At 44.3% G+C, this 23,836-nt stretch carries 15 protein-coding genes; 10 read left to right on the top strand and 5 right to left on the bottom strand.

Features of this window, described 5'->3' with window-relative positions:
- Positions 1-110: 110 nt before the first annotated feature.
- On the bottom strand, positions 111-4,796 hold the full coding sequence (gltB, locus tag H6G86_RS07110; protein WP_190933732.1) for a glutamate synthase large subunit: 4,686 nt from the start codon (positions 4,794-4,796) through the stop codon (positions 111-113).
- Positions 4,797-5,557: 761 nt separating this feature from the next.
- Between gltB and H6G86_RS07105 the strand changes: the two genes are divergently transcribed.
- The 9 genes from H6G86_RS07105 (at position 5,558) to H6G86_RS07065 (ending at position 15,182) form a co-directional block, all read left to right on the top strand.
- Entirely contained in the window at positions 5,558-7,570 is a 2,013-nt protein-coding gene (locus tag H6G86_RS07105; protein ID WP_190933828.1) for a phosphodiester glycosidase family protein, read from the top strand.
- A 329-nt stretch (positions 7,571-7,899) separates the two neighbouring features.
- The gene (locus H6G86_RS07100) at positions 7,900-8,319 is read left to right on the top strand and encodes a cupin domain-containing protein (RefSeq protein WP_179075585.1); all 420 of its coding nucleotides are present in this window, start codon (positions 7,900-7,902) and stop codon (positions 8,317-8,319) included.
- Between the two features lie 228 nt (positions 8,320-8,547).
- Positions 8,548-8,877: a HesB/IscA family protein gene (locus tag H6G86_RS07095; RefSeq protein ID WP_114081150.1), complete on the top strand. Its 330-nt coding sequence runs from the start codon at positions 8,548-8,550 to the stop codon at positions 8,875-8,877.
- A gap of 125 nt (positions 8,878-9,002) precedes the next feature.
- Complete coding sequence (rpsL, locus tag H6G86_RS07090; RefSeq protein ID WP_012410236.1) at positions 9,003-9,386, top strand: 30S ribosomal protein S12; 384 nt, start codon at positions 9,003-9,005, stop codon at positions 9,384-9,386.
- Positions 9,387-9,912: 526 nt separating this feature from the next.
- Positions 9,913-10,383 carry a 30S ribosomal protein S7 gene (rpsG, locus tag H6G86_RS07085; RefSeq protein ID WP_012410237.1) on the top strand — a complete coding sequence of 157 codons (471 nt, stop codon included), beginning with the start codon at positions 9,913-9,915 and terminating at the stop codon, positions 10,381-10,383.
- A gap of 138 nt (positions 10,384-10,521) precedes the next feature.
- Complete coding sequence (gene fusA / locus H6G86_RS07080) at positions 10,522-12,600, top strand: elongation factor G (protein WP_190933731.1); 2,079 nt, start codon at positions 10,522-10,524, stop codon at positions 12,598-12,600.
- A gap of 23 nt (positions 12,601-12,623) precedes the next feature.
- Entirely contained in the window at positions 12,624-13,853 is a 1,230-nt protein-coding gene (gene tuf, locus H6G86_RS07075; RefSeq protein ID WP_100899834.1) for an elongation factor Tu, read from the top strand.
- A 179-nt stretch (positions 13,854-14,032) separates the two neighbouring features.
- A complete protein-coding gene (gene rpsJ / locus H6G86_RS07070; RefSeq protein WP_008232935.1) occupies positions 14,033-14,350 on the top strand; it encodes a 30S ribosomal protein S10 in 318 nt (105 codons plus the stop codon).
- A gap of 184 nt (positions 14,351-14,534) precedes the next feature.
- Complete coding sequence (locus tag H6G86_RS07065; RefSeq protein WP_190933730.1) at positions 14,535-15,182, top strand: LON peptidase substrate-binding domain-containing protein; 648 nt, start codon at positions 14,535-14,537, stop codon at positions 15,180-15,182.
- A 92-nt stretch (positions 15,183-15,274) separates the two neighbouring features.
- On the opposite strand, the gene pheA is transcribed toward H6G86_RS07065, so the two are convergent.
- Complete coding sequence (gene pheA / locus H6G86_RS07060) at positions 15,275-16,150, bottom strand: prephenate dehydratase (RefSeq protein WP_190933729.1); 876 nt, start codon at positions 16,148-16,150, stop codon at positions 15,275-15,277.
- Between the two features lie 627 nt (positions 16,151-16,777).
- Here pheA and H6G86_RS07055 point away from each other — a divergent pair.
- Positions 16,778-17,365 carry a DUF1997 domain-containing protein gene (locus tag H6G86_RS07055; protein ID WP_190933728.1) on the top strand — a complete coding sequence of 196 codons (588 nt, stop codon included), beginning with the start codon at positions 16,778-16,780 and terminating at the stop codon, positions 17,363-17,365.
- A gap of 8 nt (positions 17,366-17,373) precedes the next feature.
- Here H6G86_RS07055 and H6G86_RS07050 read toward each other — a convergent pair whose 3' ends face one another.
- The 3 genes from H6G86_RS07050 to H6G86_RS07040 all read right to left on the bottom strand — a co-directional run bounded on the left by H6G86_RS07050 (position 17,374) and on the right by H6G86_RS07040 (position 23,708).
- Positions 17,374-18,030: a ribonuclease HII gene (locus tag H6G86_RS07050; RefSeq protein ID WP_190933727.1), complete on the bottom strand. Its 657-nt coding sequence runs from the start codon at positions 18,028-18,030 to the stop codon at positions 17,374-17,376.
- An 8-nt stretch (positions 18,031-18,038) separates the two neighbouring features.
- A complete protein-coding gene (gene rne / locus H6G86_RS07045) occupies positions 18,039-20,198 on the bottom strand; it encodes a ribonuclease E (RefSeq protein WP_190933726.1) in 2,160 nt (719 codons plus the stop codon).
- A gap of 852 nt (positions 20,199-21,050) precedes the next feature.
- Entirely contained in the window at positions 21,051-23,708 is a 2,658-nt protein-coding gene (locus H6G86_RS07040; protein ID WP_190933725.1) for a TIGR03960 family B12-binding radical SAM protein, read from the bottom strand.
- Between the last annotated feature and the right edge of the window lie 128 nt (positions 23,709-23,836).

Below are 23,836 nucleotides of genomic sequence, written 5' to 3'. Positions count from 1 at the left end.
TAAAAAAAGATTCCCCTTATAAAGGGGAATCTTTTTATATCTCTACTCTATTCTCAGAAGTTAGTTCATGTGTCTGTCTTAGCAATCCAAAGAATTTTTCGCTGAAGTTATTAATGACTAGTTACTAAACTAAACTCAGTTGTTTTTTCAGGATTAGCTTCTGGACTATCAGCTTCAGAAGGCGGAACCAACTGCCAGAACTTCGGCAAAAATTCTTGCCAGTTTTGCAGAATTTTCTTCGCCTTTGGTGAACCAGTGCGTTCCGCATGAGTTTGGATTAACTCTTGCAGTTGTTTTGCACCTACTTCCGTAATCACCCGTTGGATTTTGACTATTTCCGGATTGACTAACTCACGAAATGAGTCATCTTCATCTAAGAAGTATGCTAGTCCGCCAGTCATGCCAGCAGCGACGTTGCGTCCTACTTTACCGAGGACGACAATCACACCACCAGTCATGTATTCACAGCAGTGATCCCCAGCGCCTTCAATCACTGCGATGCCTTTGGAGTTTCTCACCGCAAAGCGCTCTCCTGCTTGTCCATTGGCAAATAACATGCCACCAGTAGCACCATAGAGGCACGTATTACCAACTATGACATTTTGTGATGCGTTATAGGTAGCATCAGTTGGAGGTTTGATGATGATTTCACCACCATGCATCCCTTTACCTACGTAGTCGTTTGCTTCTCCTTCTAAGGACAAACTTATGCCGGGGAGGTTGAACGCACCAAAGCTTTGCCCAACACTACCTGTGAACTTGAGATTAATTTGTCCATCAAAGCCACTGTCACCATATTGAGAAGCGATCGCTCCCGCTAATCTTGTACCCACTGTTCTGTCAGTATTGACAATAGGGTAAGTTTTTTTGACAGAGGACTGATCCCTAATGGCAGCCTGAATGTCGGGATCGGCAAGGAACTTGTCATCCAAAACCACACCGTTGCTGTGAACTTCTTCATGCACTAACCAGCTACGATTATCTCTGGTATCTGGTAGCTTGAGCAAACAATCAAGATTTAGTGATTGTGTTTTGGTAATTTTTGCCTCTTGGCGCAGTTTCAACAAATCTGCACGTCCAATGATTTCTGACAAAGAACGGTAGCCAAGTCGTGCTAACAAACTACGTACTTCTTCAGCGATGAAGTAAAAGAAGTTGACAACCTGTTCCGGTATTCCCGTAAACCGCTTGCGGAGTTCTTCTTTCTGGGAGGCAACACCCACAGGGCAATTATTCGTGTGGCAGATCCGTGCCATGATACAGCCTTCAGCAATCATGGCGATGGAACCGAAACCAAATTCTTCAGCACCCATCAATGCACCTATTACCACGTCCCAACCACTCTTCAGACCGCCATCTACACGTAAAACCACGCGATCGCGCAGGCTATTTTCCATCAAAACCCGATGCACTTCACTTAAACCCAATTCCCACGGCGACCCAGCGTGTTTAATCGAGCTTAGTGGCGATGCACCTGTACCACCATCATGACCAGAAATTTGGATGATATCAGCGTTTGCCTTGGCTACACCAGCAGCGATCGTCCCAATGCCAACTTCTGAAACTAGCTTCACCGACACCTTTGCTTTGGGGTTAATTTGGTGCAGATCAAAAATCAGTTGCGCTAGGTCTTCAATAGAATAGATATCGTGATGCGGTGGTGGCGAAATCAGCGTTACACCTGGCTTAGAACGCCTTAACATCGCAATGTATTGGCTGACCTTGGGCCCTGGTAGTTGTCCACCTTCGCCGGGCTTGGCACCTTGGGCAATTTTGATTTCAATTTGTTTGGCGTTGACTAGGTACTCTGGTGTGACACCAAAGCGTCCCGATGCAACTTGCTTAATAGCACTATAGGCTTTATCACCATTCCGCAATCCTTTTAAATGAGGTAGGGTTGGTGAGTTACCAGACTCATCGACATCATCTAAAACTTTATAGCGCACTGGATCTTCGCCGCCTTCTCCAGAGTTAGATTTACCGCCAATGCGATTCATAGCGATCGCTAAAGTTTCATGGGCTTCTCTTGACAAAGCGCCTAAAGACATGCCGCCCGTACAGAAACGTTTGACAATCTCAGCTACCGACTCTACTTCTTCTATAGAAATTGGGGTACGCTCACCTTGGAAATCTAGCAAGTCTCGCAATGCAGTTACTGGTCTGCCTTGGAGGTGCTTTTTGTAAACTTCGTAGTGGTCATAGTTTTTGCCATCTAGAGCCTTATGCAGCGCCTTGACCATTTCGGGGCTATTCATGTGGTACTCGCCGCCAGGACGATACTGCACAAACCCCAGGTTTTCTAACTTCTTGGTCGTTAGTTCTGGGAAAGCCTTACTGTGGAAGGAAAGTACTTCATCAGCGAGTTCGCTAATACTCAAACCACCAATGCGGGAAGTCGTACCACGAAATCCTAGTTCGATTAAATCTCCACCAATGCCAATAGCTTCAAAGATTTGGGCTGCTTGATAGCTGGAGAGCAGAGAAATTCCCATCTTGGAGAGAATTTTGAGCAAACCTGACTCTACCGCTTTGCGATAGTTTCCTAAAGCTTGTTCTACGGTAAGGGTGGGAATTTTTTGCACCCCCATTAACTTTTGGGTTCTGGGATCAATGCACCAATCACGTACTGTATCTAAAGCCATATATGGGCAAACGGCACCAGCCCCATAGCCAATAAGACAAGCAAAGTGATGAGTACTCCAGCATTGGGCAGTATTAACAATTAGGGATGTTTTCATCCGCAACCCTTCCCGAATCAGGTGATGATGTACAGCACCGACTGCTAACAGGGGAGGGATGTAGGTATATTCTGTGGTGATACCGTCATTTACCTTATCGGTTAAGATTAAAATCTTTGCACCTGCCCGGACTGATTCAGCTGCTTGTGCTTGTAAAGATTCGACTGCGGCTTTCAATCCTTCAGGGCCGTTGGCGATCGCAAATAGGGTTGACAACTCGGCTGTGGCAAATCCTGACAGCTTTATTGCCTCTAATTCACCATCCGTTAACACTGGCGACTCAAGTTTCAATCTCCGAGCATATTCTGGCTTGGGTTCTAATAAGTTACCTCGTTCACCCAATTCGACTTTCAAAGACATCACTAGCTTTTCCCGCAGGGGATCAATTGCCGGGTTTGTCACCTGAGCAAAGCGCTGTTTGAAGTAGTCATAAAGCAGGTGGGGCTTCGTTGACAGCACTGCTAAAGGAATATCATCCCCCATACAGAAAGTCGGCTCTGAACCTGCAATCGCCATTTGCTGAATCACCATTTCCACATCTTCTGTGGTGTAGCCAAAGGCGGTTTGAAGTTGAAGCAAGGTTTGCTTGTCAATAGTCAATTGTCCTGAGTCATTTGTCATTTGTCCTTTGCCATTGCCATTTGCTAATGACGGATGACTAATGACTAATGACTTTAATTCTTGACGATACTGTTGAAGCCATTCTCCATAAGGGTGCTGCTTGGCAATGCGCTGCTTAATCTCCCAATTCTTCAGCACTTCATGGTTGACTAAATCTACAGCAATCATTTGCCCAGGTCCGAGTCTACCTTTCTCGACAATATCGGCTTCTGGAAAGTCTACTACACCAGCTTCGGAAGCTACAACAATGTAGTCATCTTTGGTGATTAGATAACGAGCTGGTCTTAAGCCATTACGATCTAATGTTGCACCAACTTTTTTGCCATCGCTGAATACCAAAAGTGCTGGCCCGTCCCATGCTTCTTGCAAACCACTGTAATATTCGTAGAAATCAACAATTTCTGGAGATTCACGCAAAGAAGGCTGATTTTGGTAAGCTTCTGGAACCATAATCATTAAAGCTTCCAAGGGGGTGCGTCCAGAACACACCAGTAATTCCAGTACGTTATCTAGGGTAGCTGAGTCGCTGTTATCAATATGAACTAATGGCTTGAGTTCCTTGATGCGATCGCCCCATACAGGATGATTCAGGCTAGCTTCTCGTGCCATCATCCAGTTGATGTTGCCCAATAAGGTATTAATTTCGCCGTTGTGACCCAAAAGCCGCATCGGTTGAGCTAGGGGCCACTTGGGCATCGTGTTGGTACTAAAGCGGCGATGATAGACAGCAAAGGCGCTTTTGTAAGCTGGATTTTTTAAATCTTGATAAAATTCTCCCAATACGGCAGAACGCACCATGCCTTTGTAGACAATTGTGCGATTTGACAACGAGCAGATATAAAATTCTTCTGAGATATTGGTTGCGATTTTACTAATTCGGCGGCGGGTAATGTACAACTGTCGTTCTAATTCATCGCCACTTTTGTCAACAGAAGCTAACAAAACTTGTTCGATCTGGGGTTGATTTTCTCTTGCTTGTACACCCAATAAATCAGATTGCACTGGCACTACTCGCCAACCCAGTACAACTAATTTTTCTTCAGTAGCTACTTGCTCAACTGCCGCTCTAGCTTTTTGTGCTGCTTCCTGGTCTTGTGGGAGAAATATCATCCCCACAGCTATATTATTGGTGGATGGAAATTCCTTCCCTCTTTGGGCAAAGTCTTGTTGGAACAAATCCCAAGGGATAGCTGTCAGTACTCCAGCCCCATCACCAGAGTCTTGATCGGCGCTACAACCTCCCCGATGTTCTAAGCAGGTTAGAGCAGCTAGGGCTTTTTCAACAATTTCGTGGCTGGTATGATTTTGACGATGAGCAATAAAACCGACACCACAGGCATCTCGTTCTTCTACTAACCACTTTTGCCCCTGATAGGTATCTCTTGAGTTGATATTTGCTGTGATTTTCTGCTCTTGATTCATCGGTTGATTATTCATACCCTGTTCCTGAAGTATTGAGTTACCAATTTTGCCACTACTTACGGGAAAAATTTCTAAATTCCACGATGGAGAAATATATAAGCACCGAAATTTAGGGAAAAAAAATTTTAACTTCGGTTTTACTTTCTTAGTTTACCCGTGTTAAAATAGTTGCGTATTTTTTATGTATTTATGCGGTGTCAGAAAATTTACCTCCGCCAAGACATGATTATTGTCCTGACAGTTTCTTTTTTATATTTTGAAGGTAAGTATTTTTTCAATTCCCTTTTTCCAGATGCACGGTAGCTACCCACAGAGCCTATTTCGGCTCACCTGAAACCAAACTCAATGCTGTCTTATGTTTGAAAGCCAAACTCATCCCGATCCGGCAATAAAATCAGCGTATTACAATATATACCCATTTGACAATTCCCAAATATTTTTGTTGTTGTCTGGAGTTTTGCTGCTTACCAGTTGCTTACTATTAACTAGACCTCACTGAAAGTAGCAAAGTTCAGTCAGGATCGACTATCTTAATCCAGTTTTGATAACCAAGACTACCGTGTATAGTGTGGTTAGGATTAGTGCCAGTTAAAACACTTCTTTGCAGTGGCTTTAGCGTCTAAATTTATTTCTGTTTAAAAGAGATAATTAGCCAATATACATAATAGCATCTTTTTTAAGAAATAAAGTCATGTTTTTTTAATATTTTCAAATAATTAGTTAGTTTATACCTTGGGGTAATAGTTTTCAAAAGTACCTAGTAAATTATGGTAAAAATGCCGAGTTGTTGCCAATCAGGGATTAGCGAACGCAGATTCTTCCGGGCTACTGTGTCACCAATACTTTTAACATTACTGTGTTTAACTACTACTGCTGCTAGCAACGCCCAAGAGTTGCCAAAAAACAGCAAATCACTAATCTCCCAGTCACCTGCACCTCCTTTAACAGGGATGGTATCCTCTGGGAATCAAATTTTCCTCAATGGTCGTACTTTACCAGGAACTTGGTTGCAACGGCCGGGAAAATCTGGTCAGATGACAACTCATCTCAGTGATGGGGTATTTAGGCAATTAATCGGAGTAAATTTCTTAAACAGTAGTAGTTCGGCGAAACAACCAATACAGTGGTTTTCGTCGGTGACAACACCACTGGTTTTAGCCACCAGGCTAGTAGGAGCATATCGCTATCTGGATATCACTAATTTTGCTCAAACATCTGGATGGCAAATCCAAGCCAATGGGAACACCTTGGTGATTACTACCCCAAAAGCACAAATTACGAATATTGTTCAGAGCCAGGAACCTCCAGAGGCAAGTGCCCCTTTGCAACAAACTCGCATACTTGTAAATCTAGATCGTCCGACTCCCTGGCAAGTTGCACAAGGATCAGCGATCGCAAAACCGCAAACTCCATCTTCCGATCCAGACACACCAACCCCAAAACCCACTACACCGCCAAATCGAGAGTGGACAATTACCCTGGATGGAATAGCCGATCCACTTTTGATAGAACGCTATACTCCCCAGCCACCAGCAGCAGCGCCAACATTGCTGCCAAACCTGTTCAAACAATTATTACCAGTTACACCAACACAACCAATACCACCAGCCCCTGAACCACTTATTCGACAAGTGCAGGTGGTGAAAAACCAAACGATTATTAGTCTGAGCGTTCCCTTTGGTCTATCCCCTCAAGTGAAGACTATCGCTAATCCCAATCGGCTAATTATCGATATTCGACCCGATCCTCTAGAAGAACGAGATATTACTTGGGCCCCAGGATTACGCTGGCGACAGCATTATGTCAACTTAGGCACAGAACGCTTTCCGGTGGTTTGGTTAGAAGTTAATCCCCGTAAATTTGGGCTAACCTTGAAACCTATGTGGGCTAGTCCTGATGGGCTTGGGGGTACTGCTCCCTTAATTCAAACAGCACAACGTTACTTAGCAGTAGCTGGAATTAACGGTGGTTATTTTAACCGCAATAACAGATTGCCATTGGGTGCGATTCGTCGGGATAGTCAGTGGTTATCAGGCCCCATTCTTAACCGGGGTGCGATCGCTTGGAATGATTCAGGTCAATTTTACTTTGGTCGTCTCACCTTAGAAGAAACTTTAATTACTGCAAATAACCAGCACTTACCAATTTTGTTTCTTAATAGTGGCTACATCCAGAGTGGCATTGCCCGTTACACCCCAGTCTGGGGAGCAACTTACACACCCTTAACGGATAACGAAATTATCCTAGTGGTACAAAAAGACCAAATTACTCAGCAGCTACCAGGTGGCAAAGTTGGTGGGACGGTCGTTCCCATTCCCCAGGATGGCTACCTACTAACTTTACGCGCTAACAGCGTTAGCGCTGCCTCACAGTTACCGATTGGAAGCGCAGTACGTATTTCTAGCAGCACTACTCCCACTGATTTTAGTCGTTATCCCCACATTATCGGAGCCGGGCCGCTATTAATCCAAAATCGTCAAATTGTCCTTGATGCCAAAGCTGAAAAATTCAGCAATGCCTTTATTGCAGAAAAGGCTATTCGTAGCGGTATTTGTACAACTGCAACAGGCACACTGATGATTGCTGCCGTCCATAATCGTGCTGGCGGTTATGGCCCTACATTGGCAGAACATGCCCAATTAATGCAACAGATGGGCTGTGTGGATGCCTTAAATCTAGACGGCGGTAGTTCTACCAGCCTTTATTTAGGAGGGCAACTACTTGACCGATCGCCTAGTACTGCTGCTCGTGTTCATAATGGAATTGGTATCTTCCTGAAACCACGTTAATCAGGGATTAAGGAGTAGGGAGTAAGGGAAAAGAGTTTTGTCCTCAGCATGAGCAGCACCCCGCCCCTCTGCCTCTTTTCAATTCCCAATTCCCAATTCCCAATGCCCTATCTTTTTTAAAGTTTAGAACAAGCTGCCGCTTTGCTTGATAAAGACTTAGTGTAAACCTAAGAGTTTTAATAGTGATGGTTTACACCATCAGGTTTGATTTTGTTATGTTTATCAAGGTGCGAAAAAATTGCTGATTTTCAACGTTGGAACATAGCGCCAGATTTTTTATCAATAGTTAAGAGTACAGACGGTTTGTTATGTCTTCAAATGAGGTAATTATGGCTCGATATCAAGAAACTACACAGACTGACACTCTACACCTACCTTCAACTATCACTTCCAGAGGCGTTGCTGCAACTGAGTTACGTCCTTGGGGTGCTTTTACAGTTTTGGAAGAAGGGCGCGGATACAAAATCAAGCGCATCGAAGTTAAGCCCGGACACCGCCTCAGTTTACAGATGCACCACCACCGCAGCGAACACTGGATTGTCGTTTCAGGTACAGCTAGGGTAACTTGTGGCGAGAAAGAAGTATTACTGAGCAATAATGAGTCAACTTATGTACCCCAATGTACATCTCATCGTTTAGAAAATCCTGGCGTGATTACCTTAGTGTTAATTGAAGTGCAAAATGGCGAATACTTGGGAGAGGATGACATTATCCGCTACCAAGATGACTATGCCCGAACTAAGGACTAAAGCTCTAATCTAAAAACTGAATACATTTTTGTGCCAATCGTCTTTGCGAACCACTGCACCCCAGAAGTCCCTACCTAGTTAAGGTGGGGACTGAAGTTTGTTGTGCTATAAATGTAGTAATAGCGATCGCGCTGATGGCTTCGGTAATTTGGAATTTTCGGGAAGCGAGAGTTAACCCATCTGTCTGTAAAATGAAGATGGGGTATTCAATTGCAAAAAACGACTTCCATGATTCATCTGAGTCAAGCAGCCGCGAGTGAAATTGGGCGAATAAAGTCCAAGCAGCAGCCAAATGTCTTGTTTCGATTGGCAGTCAAACCAGGTGGCTGTTCTGGGTTATTTTATGATATGTCCTTTGATGAAACGATAAAAGTTGGCGACCAGGTTTTCAACTTGGACGAAATTCAAGTAGTCATAGATGCTACAAGCTTAAATTACCTCAACGGTTTGAGGGTAGATTATTCAGAAGACTTAATGGGTGGTGGTTTTCGCTTCCACAATCCCCAAGCGATCGCAACCTGTGGCTGTGGCAATTCTTTTTTGACAAGCAATCAATAGTCCTTAATTAGCGCTCAATCGCTAATTACAAAGGAAAAATTACAATTGACATAAAACACTAAAAAACGATATAATCAGGATTTGTTAAAACTTAGACATATAAGCAGCTTTACGCGCTGTAACTCATGCCAACAATACAGCAGCTAATACGTAATGAGCGCGAGCAAGCGCGTCAGAAAACCAAGTCCCCGGCTCTGAAACAATGCCCTCAACGTCGGGGAGTTTGTACCAGAGTATACACGACCACACCCAAGAAGCCTAACTCAGCTCTACGCAAAGTAGCAAGAGTCAGACTGACATCTGGATTTGAAGTCACAGCTTACATTCCAGGTATTGGTCACAACTTACAAGAACACTCAGTTGTGATGATTCGTGGTGGTCGGGTTAAGGATCTACCAGGCGTGAGATACCACATTATCCGTGGCACCCTAGATACAGCCGGAGTTAAAGACCGTAAACAAGGGCGTTCCAAGTACGGAACCAAGCGTCCGAAAGAAGCGAAAAAATAGGATTAGGCGATTAATCGCACCCAACACGGTTAATCGTCTATCTTATAAAGCGCCCAAGGACAAAAAACTATCAGGGTATGTGTTCTAAGAGCAGTTATAAAAGCTGCTCAGTCTGTTAAAAAAATCAAGCAAGCTACACCTACACTAAGCGAGCAAGTGTAGAAGTTCTGAGGAGAATGCTGTAACCCACAGCAGAATTCTAATCTGGACATTAAGGTTTAGAATCTTGTCACCTTAAGTATTTAATTGCAGGTAGCAAGTCAATGAATTTTAGATTTTAGATTTGCAATTTTGGATTGGTCGAACCCACAAGGGGATGAGGCTTAAAGACTTTTGATTTTTTCCAATCCTTGTGGTCGGAACGTCTACCAAAAACTCTAATCCAAAATTGGCAGTCAATAGGTCAGCCTTGCTGCAACAGTCGAAAACAAAATTGAAAAAGTCTGAGGGTTGGGTTCCACAGCTTTTAGTTTCCGGTGTCTGATAGCATATAATTTCGTTGCCAATTCCGAATTAAAGGTGAAGTATGTCTCGTCGTGGTGTTATTCAAAGGCGCCCAGTTCCGTCTGACTCTGTATATAACAGTCGCCTTGTGAGCATGATTATCAGGCGGATCATGCGTCATGGCAAGAAATCACTTGCCGCACGAATTGTTTATGAAGCATTGAAAACTATTGAGGAACGCACTGGTAATGGTGCTTTAGAAACCTTTGAAAGAGCAGTGCGAAATGCCACACCTTTAGTAGAGGTGAAAGCTAGGCGAGTAGGTGGAGCAACCTACCAAGTACCAATGGAAGTGCGTTCAGAACGGGGCACTACCTTAGCACTGCGTTGGTTAGTGCAATATTCCCGGTCTAGACCAGGCCGGACAATGGCAAGCAAATTGGCAAATGAGTTAATGGATGCTGCTAATGAAACTGGCAATGCTATTCGGAAACGCGAAGAAACGCACCGGATGGCGGAAGCTAACAAAGCATTTGCCCACTATCGTTATTAAGTAGAAAAGCGATATATCGCCTTGCGGAAGCGGTATATCGTGGATTTACAAAAAGAAGACGGTTTTCCGTAAAAGTATAGAATCTTAACAAAGAGTAATATACAAGATATCATGAGGCAAAAACTATAGGAGGTAGCTGTGGCACGCACGATCCCGCTAGAGAAAGTACGCAACATTGGTATTGCGGCGCATATAGATGCGGGCAAAACAACAACAACAGAGAGAATATTATTTTACTCTGGGATAATTCATAAAATTGGCGAAGTTCATGAAGGAACTGCCGTCACAGACTGGATGGAGCAAGAGCGGGAGCGGGGAATTACCATTACTGCTGCTGCTATTAGTACCAGTTGGAAAGATCATCAAATTAACATTATCGATACTCCAGGTCACGTAGACTTCACAATTGAAGTTGAACGTTCCATGCGCGTGTTGGATGGTGTAATCGCAGTATTTTGTTCTGTGGGCGGCGTGCAACCGCAGTCTGAGACAGTGTGGCGACAAGCAGAACGCTACAAAGTTCCTCGCATAGCCTTTATCAACAAGATGGATCGCACTGGAGCGAACTTTTATAAAGTTCACGACCAAATTCGCGATCGCCTGCGGGCGAATGCGATCGCTATTCAACTACCAATTGGTAGTGAAAATGACTTCCAAGGTATCGTTGACCTAGTACGGCAACGTGCGTATATTTACGCCAACGACCAAGGAACCGATATCCAGGAAACCGATATCCCGGAAGAATTGCAAGCGCAGGCAGACGAATTCCGCACCAAGCTCATAGAAGCCGCGGCAGAAACCGACGATGCTTTAATGACTAAGTACTTCGAGGGCGAAGAACTTACAGAACAGGAAATTAGGACTGCTCTGCGTAAAGGCACAATTGCGGGCACAATTGTACCAGTACTTTGCGGTTCAGCATTCAAAAACAAAGGCGTGCAGTTAATGCTGGATGCTGTTGTAGATTACCTGCCAGCACCAAGTGAAGTACCGCCAATTCAAGGCTTACTGCCCAACGGCGACACTATTGAGCGACGGGCTGATGACAATGAACCCCTAGCAGCTCTGGCATTCAAGATTATGGCTGACCCTTACGGTCGCCTGACATTTGTTCGCGTTTATTCTGGTGTCCTGAAAAAGGGCAGCTACGTTCTCAACGCTAGTAAGAATAAAAAAGAACGGATTTCCCGCTTAGTTCTCATGAAGGCAGACGATCGGCAAGATGTCGATGAATTGCGAGCTGGTGATCTGGGAGCAGCTCTGGGTTTGAAAGACACCTTAACAGGTGACACGCTCTGTGATGATGGATCGCCAGTAATTCTGGAATCCCTATTCATTCCTGAGCCTGTGATCTCGGTGGCGGTTGAACCCAAAACCAAGAACGATATGGACAAATTGTCCAAAGCTCTGCAATCTCTCTCAGAAGAAGACCCCACCTTTCGTGTTCGCGTCGATCCCGAAACAAACCAGACCGTGATCGCGGGAATGGGAGAGCTACACCTAGAAATTCTAGTAGACCGGATGTTACGAGAATTCAAGGTGGAAGCGAATGTAGGTGCGCCACAAGTAGCTTACCGAGAAACAATTCGGAAAGCTGTGAACAAAGTTGAGGGCAAATTCATCCGCCAAAGTGGTGGTAAAGGTCAATACGGTCACGTTGTGATCAATTTGGAGCCTGGAGAACCCGGTACTGGCTTTGAATTCGTTTCCAAAATTGCTGGCGGTACAGTACCTAAAGAGTACGTTGGCCCCGCAGAACAAGGGATGAAAGAAAGCTGCGAATCCGGTGTTCTAGCTGGATATCCGTTGATTGACGTTAAAGCGACACTAATTGATGGGTCATACCATGATGTAGACTCTTCAGAAATGGCTTTCAAAATCGCTGGCTCAATGGCGATGAAAGAGGCTGTGCTGAAAGCTTCACCTGTCATCTTAGAACCTATGATGAAAGTTGAAGTTGAAGTTCCTGAAGACTATATGGGGAACGTCATTGGCGACCTCAACACCCGCCGAGGGCAGATTGAAAGCCAAAGCACCGAAAAGGGACTCGCGAAGGTAACATCCAAAGTCCCACTGGCGAGTATGTTTGGCTACGCCACTGATATCCGGTCAAAAACGCAAGGTCGGGGTACCTTCACGATGGAGTTCAGCCACTACGAAGAGGTGCCTCGCAGCGTAGCTGAAACTATCATTGCAAAAAGCAAAGGGAACGCTTAGTTAAAATAAGGAAATGAGCATTCATGGCACGCGCAAAGTTTGAAAGAAATAAGCCCCACATCAATATCGGTACAGTTGGCCACGTTGACCACGGTAAAACTACCTTGACAGCAGCCATTACCATGACCTTGGCAGCTATGGGTCAGGCTGTAGCTAAGGGCTACGACCAAATTGATAATGCCCCAGAAGAAAAGGCACGGGGTATTACCATTAATACCGCTCACGTAGAGTATGAGACTGCAAGTCGGCACTATGCTCACGTAGACTGTCCAGGACACGCTGACTATGTGAAGAACATGATCACCGGTGCTGCCCAGATGGACGGAGGTATCCTCGTAGTTGCTGCTACCGATGGTCCTATGCCCCAAACCCGCGAACACATCCTGTTGGCAAAACAGGTAGGCGTTCCCAGTCTGGTTGTCTTCTTGAACAAAGAAGATTTGATGGATGACCCAGAACTCTTGGAACTAGTAGAACTAGAACTGAGAGAACTGCTTTCCAGCTACGATTTCCCTGGTGACGACATCCCCATTATCAAAGGATCTGGTCTGCAAGCTCTAGAAGCAATGACCAAAAATCCTAAGACCCAACGCGGTGAAAATCCTTGGGTAGACAAAATCTACGAATTGATGGATGCTGTAGATTCTTACATCCCCACTCCTGAGCGGGATGTTGATAAACCCTTCCTGATGGCTGTAGAAGACGTGTTCTCAATTACAGGTCGTGGTACTGTCGCCACCGGTCGGATTGAGCGGGGTGTAGTCAAAGTTGGCGATAACGTTGAACTAGTGGGTATCAGAGATACTCGCGCCACTACCGTAACTGGGATTGAGATGTTCAAGAAGAGTCTCGACCAAGGTATGGCTGGGGATAACGCTGGCGTACTACTCCGGGGTATCCAGAAGGCTGATATTGAACGGGGTATGGTCATCGCCAAACCTGGTTCGATTAAACCTCACAATGAATTTGAAGGTGAGGTGTATGTCTTAACAGAAAAAGAAGGTGGTCGTAAGACTCCATTTTTCGCTGGCTACCGTCCCCAGTTCTACGTGCGGACAACTGATGTAACTGGTACCATCAAAGCCTACACCTCCGATGAAGGCAAAGAAGTAGAAATGGTGATGCCAGGCGATCGCATCAAGATGACAGTAGAATTGATCAACGCGATCGCGATTGAACAAGGAATGCGCTTCGCTATCCGCGAAGGTGGACGCACCATAGGTGCTGGTGTCGTCTCCAAAATCATCAAGTAGCACCTTTTTGCTCATAACAAAGGAGCAGAGATGGTATGATTCCTCTCTGCTCCTTTCTCTTCCCTCTATAAATAAGGTAATAGGTTACAGGGGACAGGTAATAGTTTTCTGTAACCTTTACCCTGTAACCTTTAACCTGTAAATAATCCCCTAATTACGCAGAACCTGGAAAATTAAAGATGGCAACTCTACAGCAGCAGAAAATTAGAATTCGCTTACAGGCTTTTGACCGACGCTTATTAGATACATCTTGCGAGAAGATTGTAGACACAGCTAACCGCACCAACGCTACAGCCATAGGCCCAATTCCTTTACCCACAAAACGCCGGATCTATTGTGTGCTGCGATCGCCTCACGTAGATAAAGACTCACGGGAACACTTTGAAACCCGTACCCATCGCCGGATTATTGACATTTACCAGCCCTCTTCTAAGACAATAGATGCTCTGATGAAATTGGATCTACCATCGGGTGTGGATATTGAAGTCAAACTTTAATTAGTCATTAGTACTCAGACAAAGGACAAAAGACAAATCAAATTAGTATGAATTTTTACATAGCCCTGAAGAAATATATCTCAGGGCTTTTATTTAGCTAGGAAACAAATGATAGAATATAGACAAAATACGGGAAAAGCAGAGAAAAAGAAATTTTAAAGATTAAGTTTATACCAAGGTAACAATGACATCATCTTCTAAAATTGCAGTTCGTGAACTACCTCTGTTCCCGTTACCCGAAGTAGTTCTGTTTCCTACTAGACCATTACCTTTACACATCTTTGAATTTCGCTACCGAATCATGATGAACACGATTTTGGAGAGCGATCGCAGGTTTGGTGTTTTGATGTTCGATCCAGTCAAAGGTACAATTGCAAACACTGGTTGCTGTGCAGAAATCATTCATCACCAACGGCTGCCAGATGATCGAATCAAGATGTTGACATTAGGGCAGCAAAGATTTCGTGTATTAGAGTATGTTCGTGAAAAGCCATATCGCGTTGGCTTAGTTGAGTGGATTGAAGACCAACCACCAACAAAAGATTTGCATCCTTTGTCAACTGAAGTAGAACAACTACTGCGAGATGTTGTGCGTCTATCAGGTAAATTAACCGAACAAAATATCGAACTGCCAGAAGATTTGCCCGATCTACCAACAGAACTATCTTATTGGGTAGCCAGTAATCTTTACGGTGTCGCCGCAGAGCAACAGTTATTGCTAGAAATGCAAGATACTGCAACGCGTCTAGAGCGAGAAGCAGAAATTTTAACTTCTACTCGTAATCATTTGGCAGCTCGAGCTGTTCTCAAAGACACCTTTAATGAAAAGTGAGAAGTGAGGAGTTTAGGAGTTAGGAAAAATAACAAAAAATACAAGATCGACAACTTATAATTTATATTGCCTAACTGATAACTCCTAACTTCTCAAGTAAAAGCGCTGATCGGCAAAACATTGTAAGCGCCAAGAATTTTTAAAATCTCTGTGTGGATAGTTAATTCTGCTAAAGCAGATTGCATTTGTGCTTCCTTGACATCTGCTTCTAAATCCATGAAAAACAAATATTCGCCTAGTGATCGCTTCGTCGGACGAGATTCAATCCGGCTGAGGTTAATTCCTAGTTGAGCAAAGATTTGCAAAGGTTTGACTAATGCTCCGGGTGTGTTAGCAGGCATACTAAAAGCTAGCGATGTGTGACTGGTAGGCACTTTTGATGTCTGGTATCCAGCATTTGCTTCACCCTGACTTACTACCCAAAAACGAGTACAGTTTTCTGGATAGTCGTTAATACCAGTGGCAAGTATCGGTAAATTGTAGAGTTGAGCGGCTCTACTAGAAGCGATCGCTGCTGTTGTTGTTTCTTGCTCCAATCGCTGTAGTGCTTCGGTTGTAGAATTGCTAGGAATAATCTGTACAGTCGGGAGAAACCGCTCTAACCATCCCTGACATTGTGCCAAAGCTTGCGGGTGAGAGTAAACAGTTTTAATCTTATCTAAACCAGAGGCGCAGGAAATTAAGGTATGGACAATGGGTAATACCAAAGCCAGCTGAATTCGCAAGCTGTCTAACTGCCACAGTGTATCCAGTGTTGTGGTAACACTCCCTTCAATAGAATTTTCTACTGGCACAACAGCCAGGTGAGCTTGACCATCAGCAACGGCGTGCAGTGACTGTGAGATGGTGGGATAGGGAGATAATGTAGCTTCATCTCCCGTACTTTTAGTCAACCAGTTGACATAAAGAACAGCTGCTTGTTCTGCGTAAGTGCCGGGAGGCCCTAAATGTGCGATCGATAGAGTCATGCCTTTAGCCTTGAGTTGTGACTTTAATGTGTAAACACAGATTATGATATTTTGGCTTTGACAAATATATTCAATATTTACTATTAGTAAAAACTGTTATCTCTAAAATTTACCCACTAAACGAATAGTCTTGAATATGTATTTAGGAAAACAAATTATGAAAATCAGTCTTCTACCAGATAGATTTTCTGGCAGTTTTTTTGGCGAAATTGCTCTGAAACATTCAGAGCAATTATGTTAGTTTTTCACCAAATAAATATTCACATTCTTTCCTTTGTGTCAAGAATTAAATCCTAATCTTAGCCCTTTCAAGGTAACTCGTAAAATCTCTTATTTTTTCTCATCGGTCTCTGTGCCTCTGCTGTTTAAAAGTATTTTTTTTAACCACAGAGACGCAGATGGCACAGAGTATAGAGCTTAAAGAGGAATTTATTGACCAAAATTTTTAACCACCTTGAAAGGGCTAATCCTAATCTATATTTCTTAAACTAAAGATAGTAATGAGCCTACCAAATTTTTGCTAATGCTGTATAGCTGATAAGCAACGCTAATTTTGCTCTTTTCTAATAATCAGATTTAAGTTGTTAAAAAATATTAAAATTAAGAGACAGATATTTTTATCCGCTCATGGCTACCCGGTTTACTGCCTCCCAATCGGTTGAAATCGCTGTTCCAGAGCAGCCTATTCACATTCAGCACTACTTGCGTCAGCCTCAACGTCTGGTTAAGGCTTTGGCTGACAACACCCGAACTCAGCAGCTTTCTGAGGAAGTATTTCGCTTGAAAATGCGTCCACTCACTTTTATGTCATTAAGCATTCAACCGACTGTAGACATGAGAGTTTGGGCAGAATCAAATGGAATAATTTATTTGCGATCGCTAGGCTGTGAAATATTGGGTTTCGAGTATATTAACCAGCGCTTTGCCCTTAATTTAAAAGGACATTTGTCTCCCAAAGAGTTTAGTACTGGCACTCGTCTGCAAGGAAGGGCTGATTTAGAAGTGGTGGTGGATTTACCACCGCCATTTTCCTTTACTCCTAAGCCAATTTTAGAAGCTACTGGTAATGGTTTGCTCAAAAGCGTACTGTTGTCGGTTAGGCAAAGGTTATTAAATCAACTTTTGACTGATTATCGCTATTGGGTGATATCACAAACTAAAGATAGAAGACTTGACAGTGACAGCACCGAATTGCCAATCTTGAATGCTGAGTAATCATTTTATCACTCAGCGTTCAGTACTTTGATTTGGCAAGGACGAAAAGACTGACGATGTAGGGGCGATGGGCCGTATTGTTGCAGAGCCAGCAAATGCCGTTGGCTACCATAGCCCTTGTTACGCTCTAGGTTGTACATAGGGTATTTCAATGCTAGACGCAGTACCAAATCATCACGCCAAACCTTGGCAACAATACTAGCAGAGGCAATAGCGAGCGATCGCTCATCTCCCTTAACTATTGTTTGTTGTGGCAATAGCAAGTCTTTGATTGACTGATTGCCATCAACCAAGCAGATTGCAGGCTGTACCTTTAACTTCAGTACAGCCCGCTTCATTGCTAATAGTGTCGCTTGCAAAATATTTATCTTGTCAATTTCGGCAGTAGAAGCAAACCCAATTTTCCAGTCTATAGCCAGCGCATAAATTTGCTGCGCTAGCTGAGTTCTCCGAGAACTAGACAACTTTTTACTGTCTTTAATTTTAGCTGCCATCAGTATTGGCAAAGCATGATCTGGCAGGATCACTGCTGCCGCCACCACCGGGCCAAATAGAGCGCCTCGCCCTACTTCATCCACACCTGCAACCAATCCTGGAATCCCTGACAAGGTAGAAAACTCCAGCCAATTGGATTGTTCCAAGGGCGTTAGTGATGTTTCTACCATAAACCAAATTAATTATCCTCAATCGCTGAGGAACGACGGCGACGACGGCGGCTAGCAGTGGCGGCGCTGTTTGCATCACTTTCATCTGCGATTGCATTGGCGGCGCTGCTTGAATCACTTTCATCTGCGATCGCTTTGACGGAGGCTTTTGCAGACAAGCTTTCCGAAGGATTGGCAGTCAACTCAGATGGTTCAGCTGTCTCTTCTATCAAAGATTTTTGTTCTGGCTCAATAACTTTTGGTATTGGTGACTTAGTTGCAATTACTTCAGGTGGTACTTTTTGGGCAATAGGTGATTCTGAGACAGATTCAGTGGGAGTTGTTCGCACTTGACCAGGCTGAATCACGTTAATAATCACAGATTTGGTATTTTTAACCTCTTGCTCTAACTTCACCAAGGGAGATATTCCCATCAAGGCAAACATATCCTGTTCCTGGAGGCTCATTTCTACAGTTCTAATCTCCGGTGGTTCTACCACTGGTTTAACTGGTTCTGGCTTAATAACTTTAGCACGCTCTACAGTGCGCTCTACTCTTTCATTCCAACCTGGTTTACCAAGGGTGGGTGAGGGAATTTCTGGTGTAACTCCTAATTCTGGTTCTATATCAAGGTCTAAATCTGGCTCGTTGGCAAAAGCTAATGGATTGGCAATAACCCGAGATTCATCTTTCCCATTTAACCCATTGATGCCAATTCGACTACGGCGAGTACGGGTACGACGCTTATTATCATTCAGTTCTTGATAACTAGGATGATTAATCAGATTTAGGTTAGTCGATTCCGAGTCGCCGTCAAATGCTTCCCCAAACCCGTCGTATGTTTCTCGTGGTTCCGGGACGCGGGCAGATGGCTGACGTGGTTCTCGGTGAGGTAGAGATACAAAACGCTCACGCTCTGGTGTTTCTGCTGGTATTGGTAATCGATTTTCAAGTTCTCCAGGCAGACGCACAGTATGCCCTAAACCGCCACAGGTGGGACAAGTTTCACCAAACAATTCGTAAATATTTTGACCCTGACGTTTGCGGGTCAGTTCTACTAAACCCAGTTCCGTAAGTTGAGCAATCTGGGGACGAGCTTTGTCTGCTTTGAGTCCTTTATTAAAGTGTTCGAGAACTTGCAGTTGGTCACGTCGGGATTCCATATCAATGAAATCAACGACAATCACTCCGGCAATATTCCGCAGACGCAACTGGCGAGCAATTTCTGTTGCAGCTTCACAGTTTGTCCATAAAACTGTTTCTCTGGCTGTCGCCGATCGCGTAAAGGAACCTGAGTTAACATCGATTACGGTTAATGCCTCGGTTGGCTCGATGATAATGTAACCTCCAGAAGGTAGGTCTACTCTCGGTTTTAGGGCTTCTCGAATGGCAGCACTGATGCGGAAGTACTCTAAAATTGGGGAGCGATCGCGGTGATGGTCAATCAACAATCCTTGCGGTGTTTGACCGCCACTCCAATTCTGCAAGTACTGCTTCACGCGCTTCAAACCAGTACTGGAATCTACGACAATCCGATTGACATCCGCGCCGTACATATCCCGCAATACGCGCTGGATAAAATCATCGTCTCGGTTGAGCAGTGCTGGGGCACGGGTAGAATGCGCTTCCTGCTGAATCGCCTCCCATTGCTTTTGCAGCAACTCCAAATCTTCCATAATCGCTTCTTCTGGTTTGCCTTCGGCTTCTGTACGCACGAGCAAACCCATTCCCGCCGGTTTTACCAAAATCGCTAGTGCCCGTAAGCGGTTGCGCTCACTTTCACTTTTAATTCGTCGGGATAAATTTACGCCCCTACCATAAGGCATTAGTACTACGTAGCGTCCAGGTAAGGTGATGTTACCCGTGAGCCTGGGCCCTTTTGTCCCCGTTGGCTCTTTCATAACCTGCACCAAAACTTTCTGCTGTGGTGCTAATAGTTCTGTAATGGCTGCTGCGGTACGCTTGAGTTTCAATGGGCCCAAGTCGGTGACGTGAATAAAACCGTTGCGCTCTGGGTCGCCAATATTCACAAAAGCCGCATCTATCCCAGGCAATACGTTTTCTACTACTCCTAAGTAGATATCACCTATTTGATGATGACCGGTAGCAACAACGAGTTCCTGTATTTGATCTTCGGAAAAGACAGCAGCAATTTGGTGCTGCTCCGCGATGATAATTTGTTTTGGCATTCAATTTCCTCAAAAATTGGCAGCACCAATAGGTCTGGAGGTTTGTTATACCTTTGTTGCCCTTGCAACCCTCAAAAGGCGCTACTGATGATAAAAATCGCAAACCTGATGTTCTAAGTTAAATAGCTATTGGCGCTCTTAAGAGCGTTTTCACGGCGGATTATTCCAGAACGGCTGCATGTTTAAGCAATTAAATCAACCATCTATGGTTGATTTGCAATGCAATACTCTCAATGAAGAGAGTTCTGAGTTGAAAGTTATAAATCCTGAGTGAGTTTTTAACTCAGGAAGCTTTTTTTGAGAGTAACCTACTGAAGTCGTTAAGAAAAAGAAACTATTTCTATTTTCCATTCCCTGGATTTATTCTTAGGGTTATACTCAGCAACGCCAGCTGCTACCCTACTTTTAAGCCGCGCTTTGCGCGTCTCGTGAACGTCTGCAAATCGGCTTAACCTACAGCAGTTGTTTACCCTACGGTAACACCAAGGGCGAACAACTCTAGAAGAGTAACGCACTAGCTCTTGGGCAATACTGTGGATTAGACATTCAGCAGTTGTTGGAAAAGTATGGATTTAGAGAAGCTAACCGAGCCTGCTGTTAGTTACTGATTCACAAGTTAGCTATAAAGAGAGAGTGTGTTCTTTAATCTGCCTCAGTTTGTCTGGGATAAAATCCTAGAAGTTGCACTCTAATATCTTTGCTTTCGCCCCCTGAACACCAGGGTAGTGAACCAGCTAATTCAATGCAGCGCCAGAAAAATTCTCTTCACCCCATTCTAACGCAACCTTGCTAAAAATCAATTCCGACGATGTAACATGTTAGGACAACTACTAGCAAGCTGCCCTACAGGGATTATACCGCTAAAATTAGCCGATTGCGGTGGATGTGCAGGAGTTGAAATTCTCCACTACCCACTATCCCTAGCATAAACAGGATTTGTTCAGGACGCAATAGAAAACCATCTTGGCGATAGCTACCTACATAACGGATAACAGATATAGATTCTGCAATGCCTTTGTGGGTTTCTACTAATTCCAGTTCAAATAAGCGATCGCGCAGATTTATTAACTGGCTCTTGCCTGACTTTGTTGTATGCTCGTACCAAAGCTCATCCTTTGCTTTGATGGTATCAATCCAGTTTTGCCATTGTATGGGTGTTGTTTCTTCAAGTGCTGCTACGGTAATTAAATATTCTGCGGTTTCTAGCAGTTGGGTAGCTGCCGGAGTTTTTAAATCTATCTGCTCCACATTATATATAGGTATGTCTGTGGGCATTTCCCGAACCAATTCTTCTCGAAAAGTATCGATGTCCACTAGTACAGTTAACTCAAAATCCGCAATTTCACCGCTACTAGTAGCACCTAAAGCCAATGCAGTTGCTACAGAAATTCGCGGCATTGGATGAAACCCACCAGTGAAAGCAATAGGTAAGCCTGCTCGCCGCACAACTCGGTCAAACAGACGGATTAAATCTAGGTGGCTTACCAAAGCCATATTACCCTGTTTTCCAAACCAAACTCGGACTCGTTGTGCCTTGGTTGTGTTGGGAACAAAATCGCCAGCGAATTGTGGGATAACAGGTGGTGCAATCACGACGTTATGGCCAAAGTCGGTTCCACATACGCCACAGTGAGAACAACCTTCAAAAGAGCAGTCCGGTACAATTGCGGCTGCTAAGGCACGTTGCAAGTCTTCTTTGAGCCAGTTTTTATCAATTCCGGTATCAATATGATCCCAAGGTAGGGGAGTATCTAGGGAGTGAGGACTGAGGAATTGGACATTTTCCGCATCTGGTGATTTGCTCTGCTCTTGTGCGTGAAACAAATTCCATTCGCCATTTTCTACTTGGCGGTATTTCCAATCTAGATCGGCCCCGGCGATCGCATCTCCCCAAGCGCTAAAAGCTTGATCTAAATTTTCATACCAGGAATCCATCCCTGCACCCAATTCCCAGGCGCGGCGGACTACTTTGCTCAAATTGCGATCGCCTCGTCCTACAAAATCTTCCATTGCCGAAATGCGGACATCGGTAAAATTTACCTTCATTCCCCTCATCCGGCGGAATTCTTGCCGCAATAGGTTTTGTTTGCGCTTAAATTCAGTGGTAGAAACTGAGTGCCACTGGAATGGTGTATGCGGCTTAGGCGTAAAGTTAGAAATTGTTAGGTTAAAGTTCAGAGGTTTTCTGCCTTTGCCTCGGCATTCTCGCTGTAGCCAGCTGACTGTTTCCGCAATGCCCAAAACATCAACATCCGTCTCACCCGGCAAGCCAATCATAAAATACAACTTGATTTTATCCCAGCCTTGCTCCCAAGCGGTTTTTACTCCCCGCAACAATTCTTCATTCGTCAAACCTTTATTTACGATGTCTCGCATCCGCTGAGTTCCAGCTTCTGGAGCAAAAGTTAGTCCACCTTGCCGTGTACCTCCAAGGATATTAGCAATATTCTCATCAAATCTGTCTACCCGTTGGCTTGGTAGAGTCAGAGAAATATTTTCATTTTTTAAGCGATTTTTGATTTCCATCCCCACTACTGGTAGGGACAAGTAATCAGAACAACTCAGAGATAGCAGGGAAAACTCATTGTAACCAGTTGCCCGCATTCCCTGTTCAATTGCTTCTACAACCTTATCGGGTTCTACATCCCGTGCTGGCCGAGTCAGCATTCCTGGTTGACAGAAGCGACAGCCACGAGTGCAACCACGCCGAATCTCTATCGTCAAACGGTCATGCACCGTTTCTACATAAGGAACTAGCCCAATGGAATATGCTGGTATGGGGGTTGCCACCCGTCGCAGAATTCGTTTTGGTACGTCAGAGCGACGAGGATGAACTGAGCCATCTTCTGCCATGTCGTAAAACTGAGGGACATATACGCCTGGTATCTGTGCCAAATCCAGTAATATATCTTCCCGACTCAATCCTGCTTGTTTGCCTTCTTCCAATACCAAACCAATTTCTGGGAGCAGTTCCTCTCCATCCCCAAGGGCGATAAAGTCGAAAAAGTCAGCGTAAGGCTCAGGATTCGATGTTGCTGTTTGCCCACCAGCAAAAATCAACGGAAACTGGGATTGGAGATTCGTTAGTTCTCCCCCTGCTTGTTGCCGTTCTCTCCACGTCAATGGAATTCCAGCCAGATCCAACATTTCTAGGATGTTAGTTGCACCCAGTTCGTAACTGAGGCTAAAGCCTAAGATGTCGAATTCTGTGAGCGATCGCTTTGACTCTACCGCAAACAATGGCGTATTAGTTTCGCGTAGTTTGTCTGCCAGGTCTTTTCCTGGGAGGTAGGCGCGATCGCACAATTGACGCGGTTGGGCATTCAGGATGTTGTATAGGATAATGTGCCCTAAATTAGATGCACCGACTTCATATACTTCCGGGTAGGTTAAGACCCAGCGTATTCCTGCCTTATCCCAAGCTTTGTGTACTGCTAAACGCTCATTACCAAGGTAACGCCCTGGTTTTAAAATATCCGATGTTATTAATTTCTCAACTGCAACAGCCACTGTGCTATCTTCTAGCTACCTTAATTACAGCTACCCAAACCAAACATTAGCATTGAATTAGGTCTCATAACATAGTTTCTCGTTGTAACTTATAACTCCTTTACATAAACTCCATTTTTTAACCGAAC

Origin of the sequence: Nostoc sp. FACHB-133 (genome assembly GCF_014698055.1) — a bacterium.
Classification (GTDB): domain Bacteria; phylum Cyanobacteriota; class Cyanobacteriia; order Cyanobacteriales; family Nostocaceae; genus Nostoc.
Note: the sequence above shows the minus strand (reverse complement) of the source record. Positions and strands in the feature narration are given on the sequence as shown.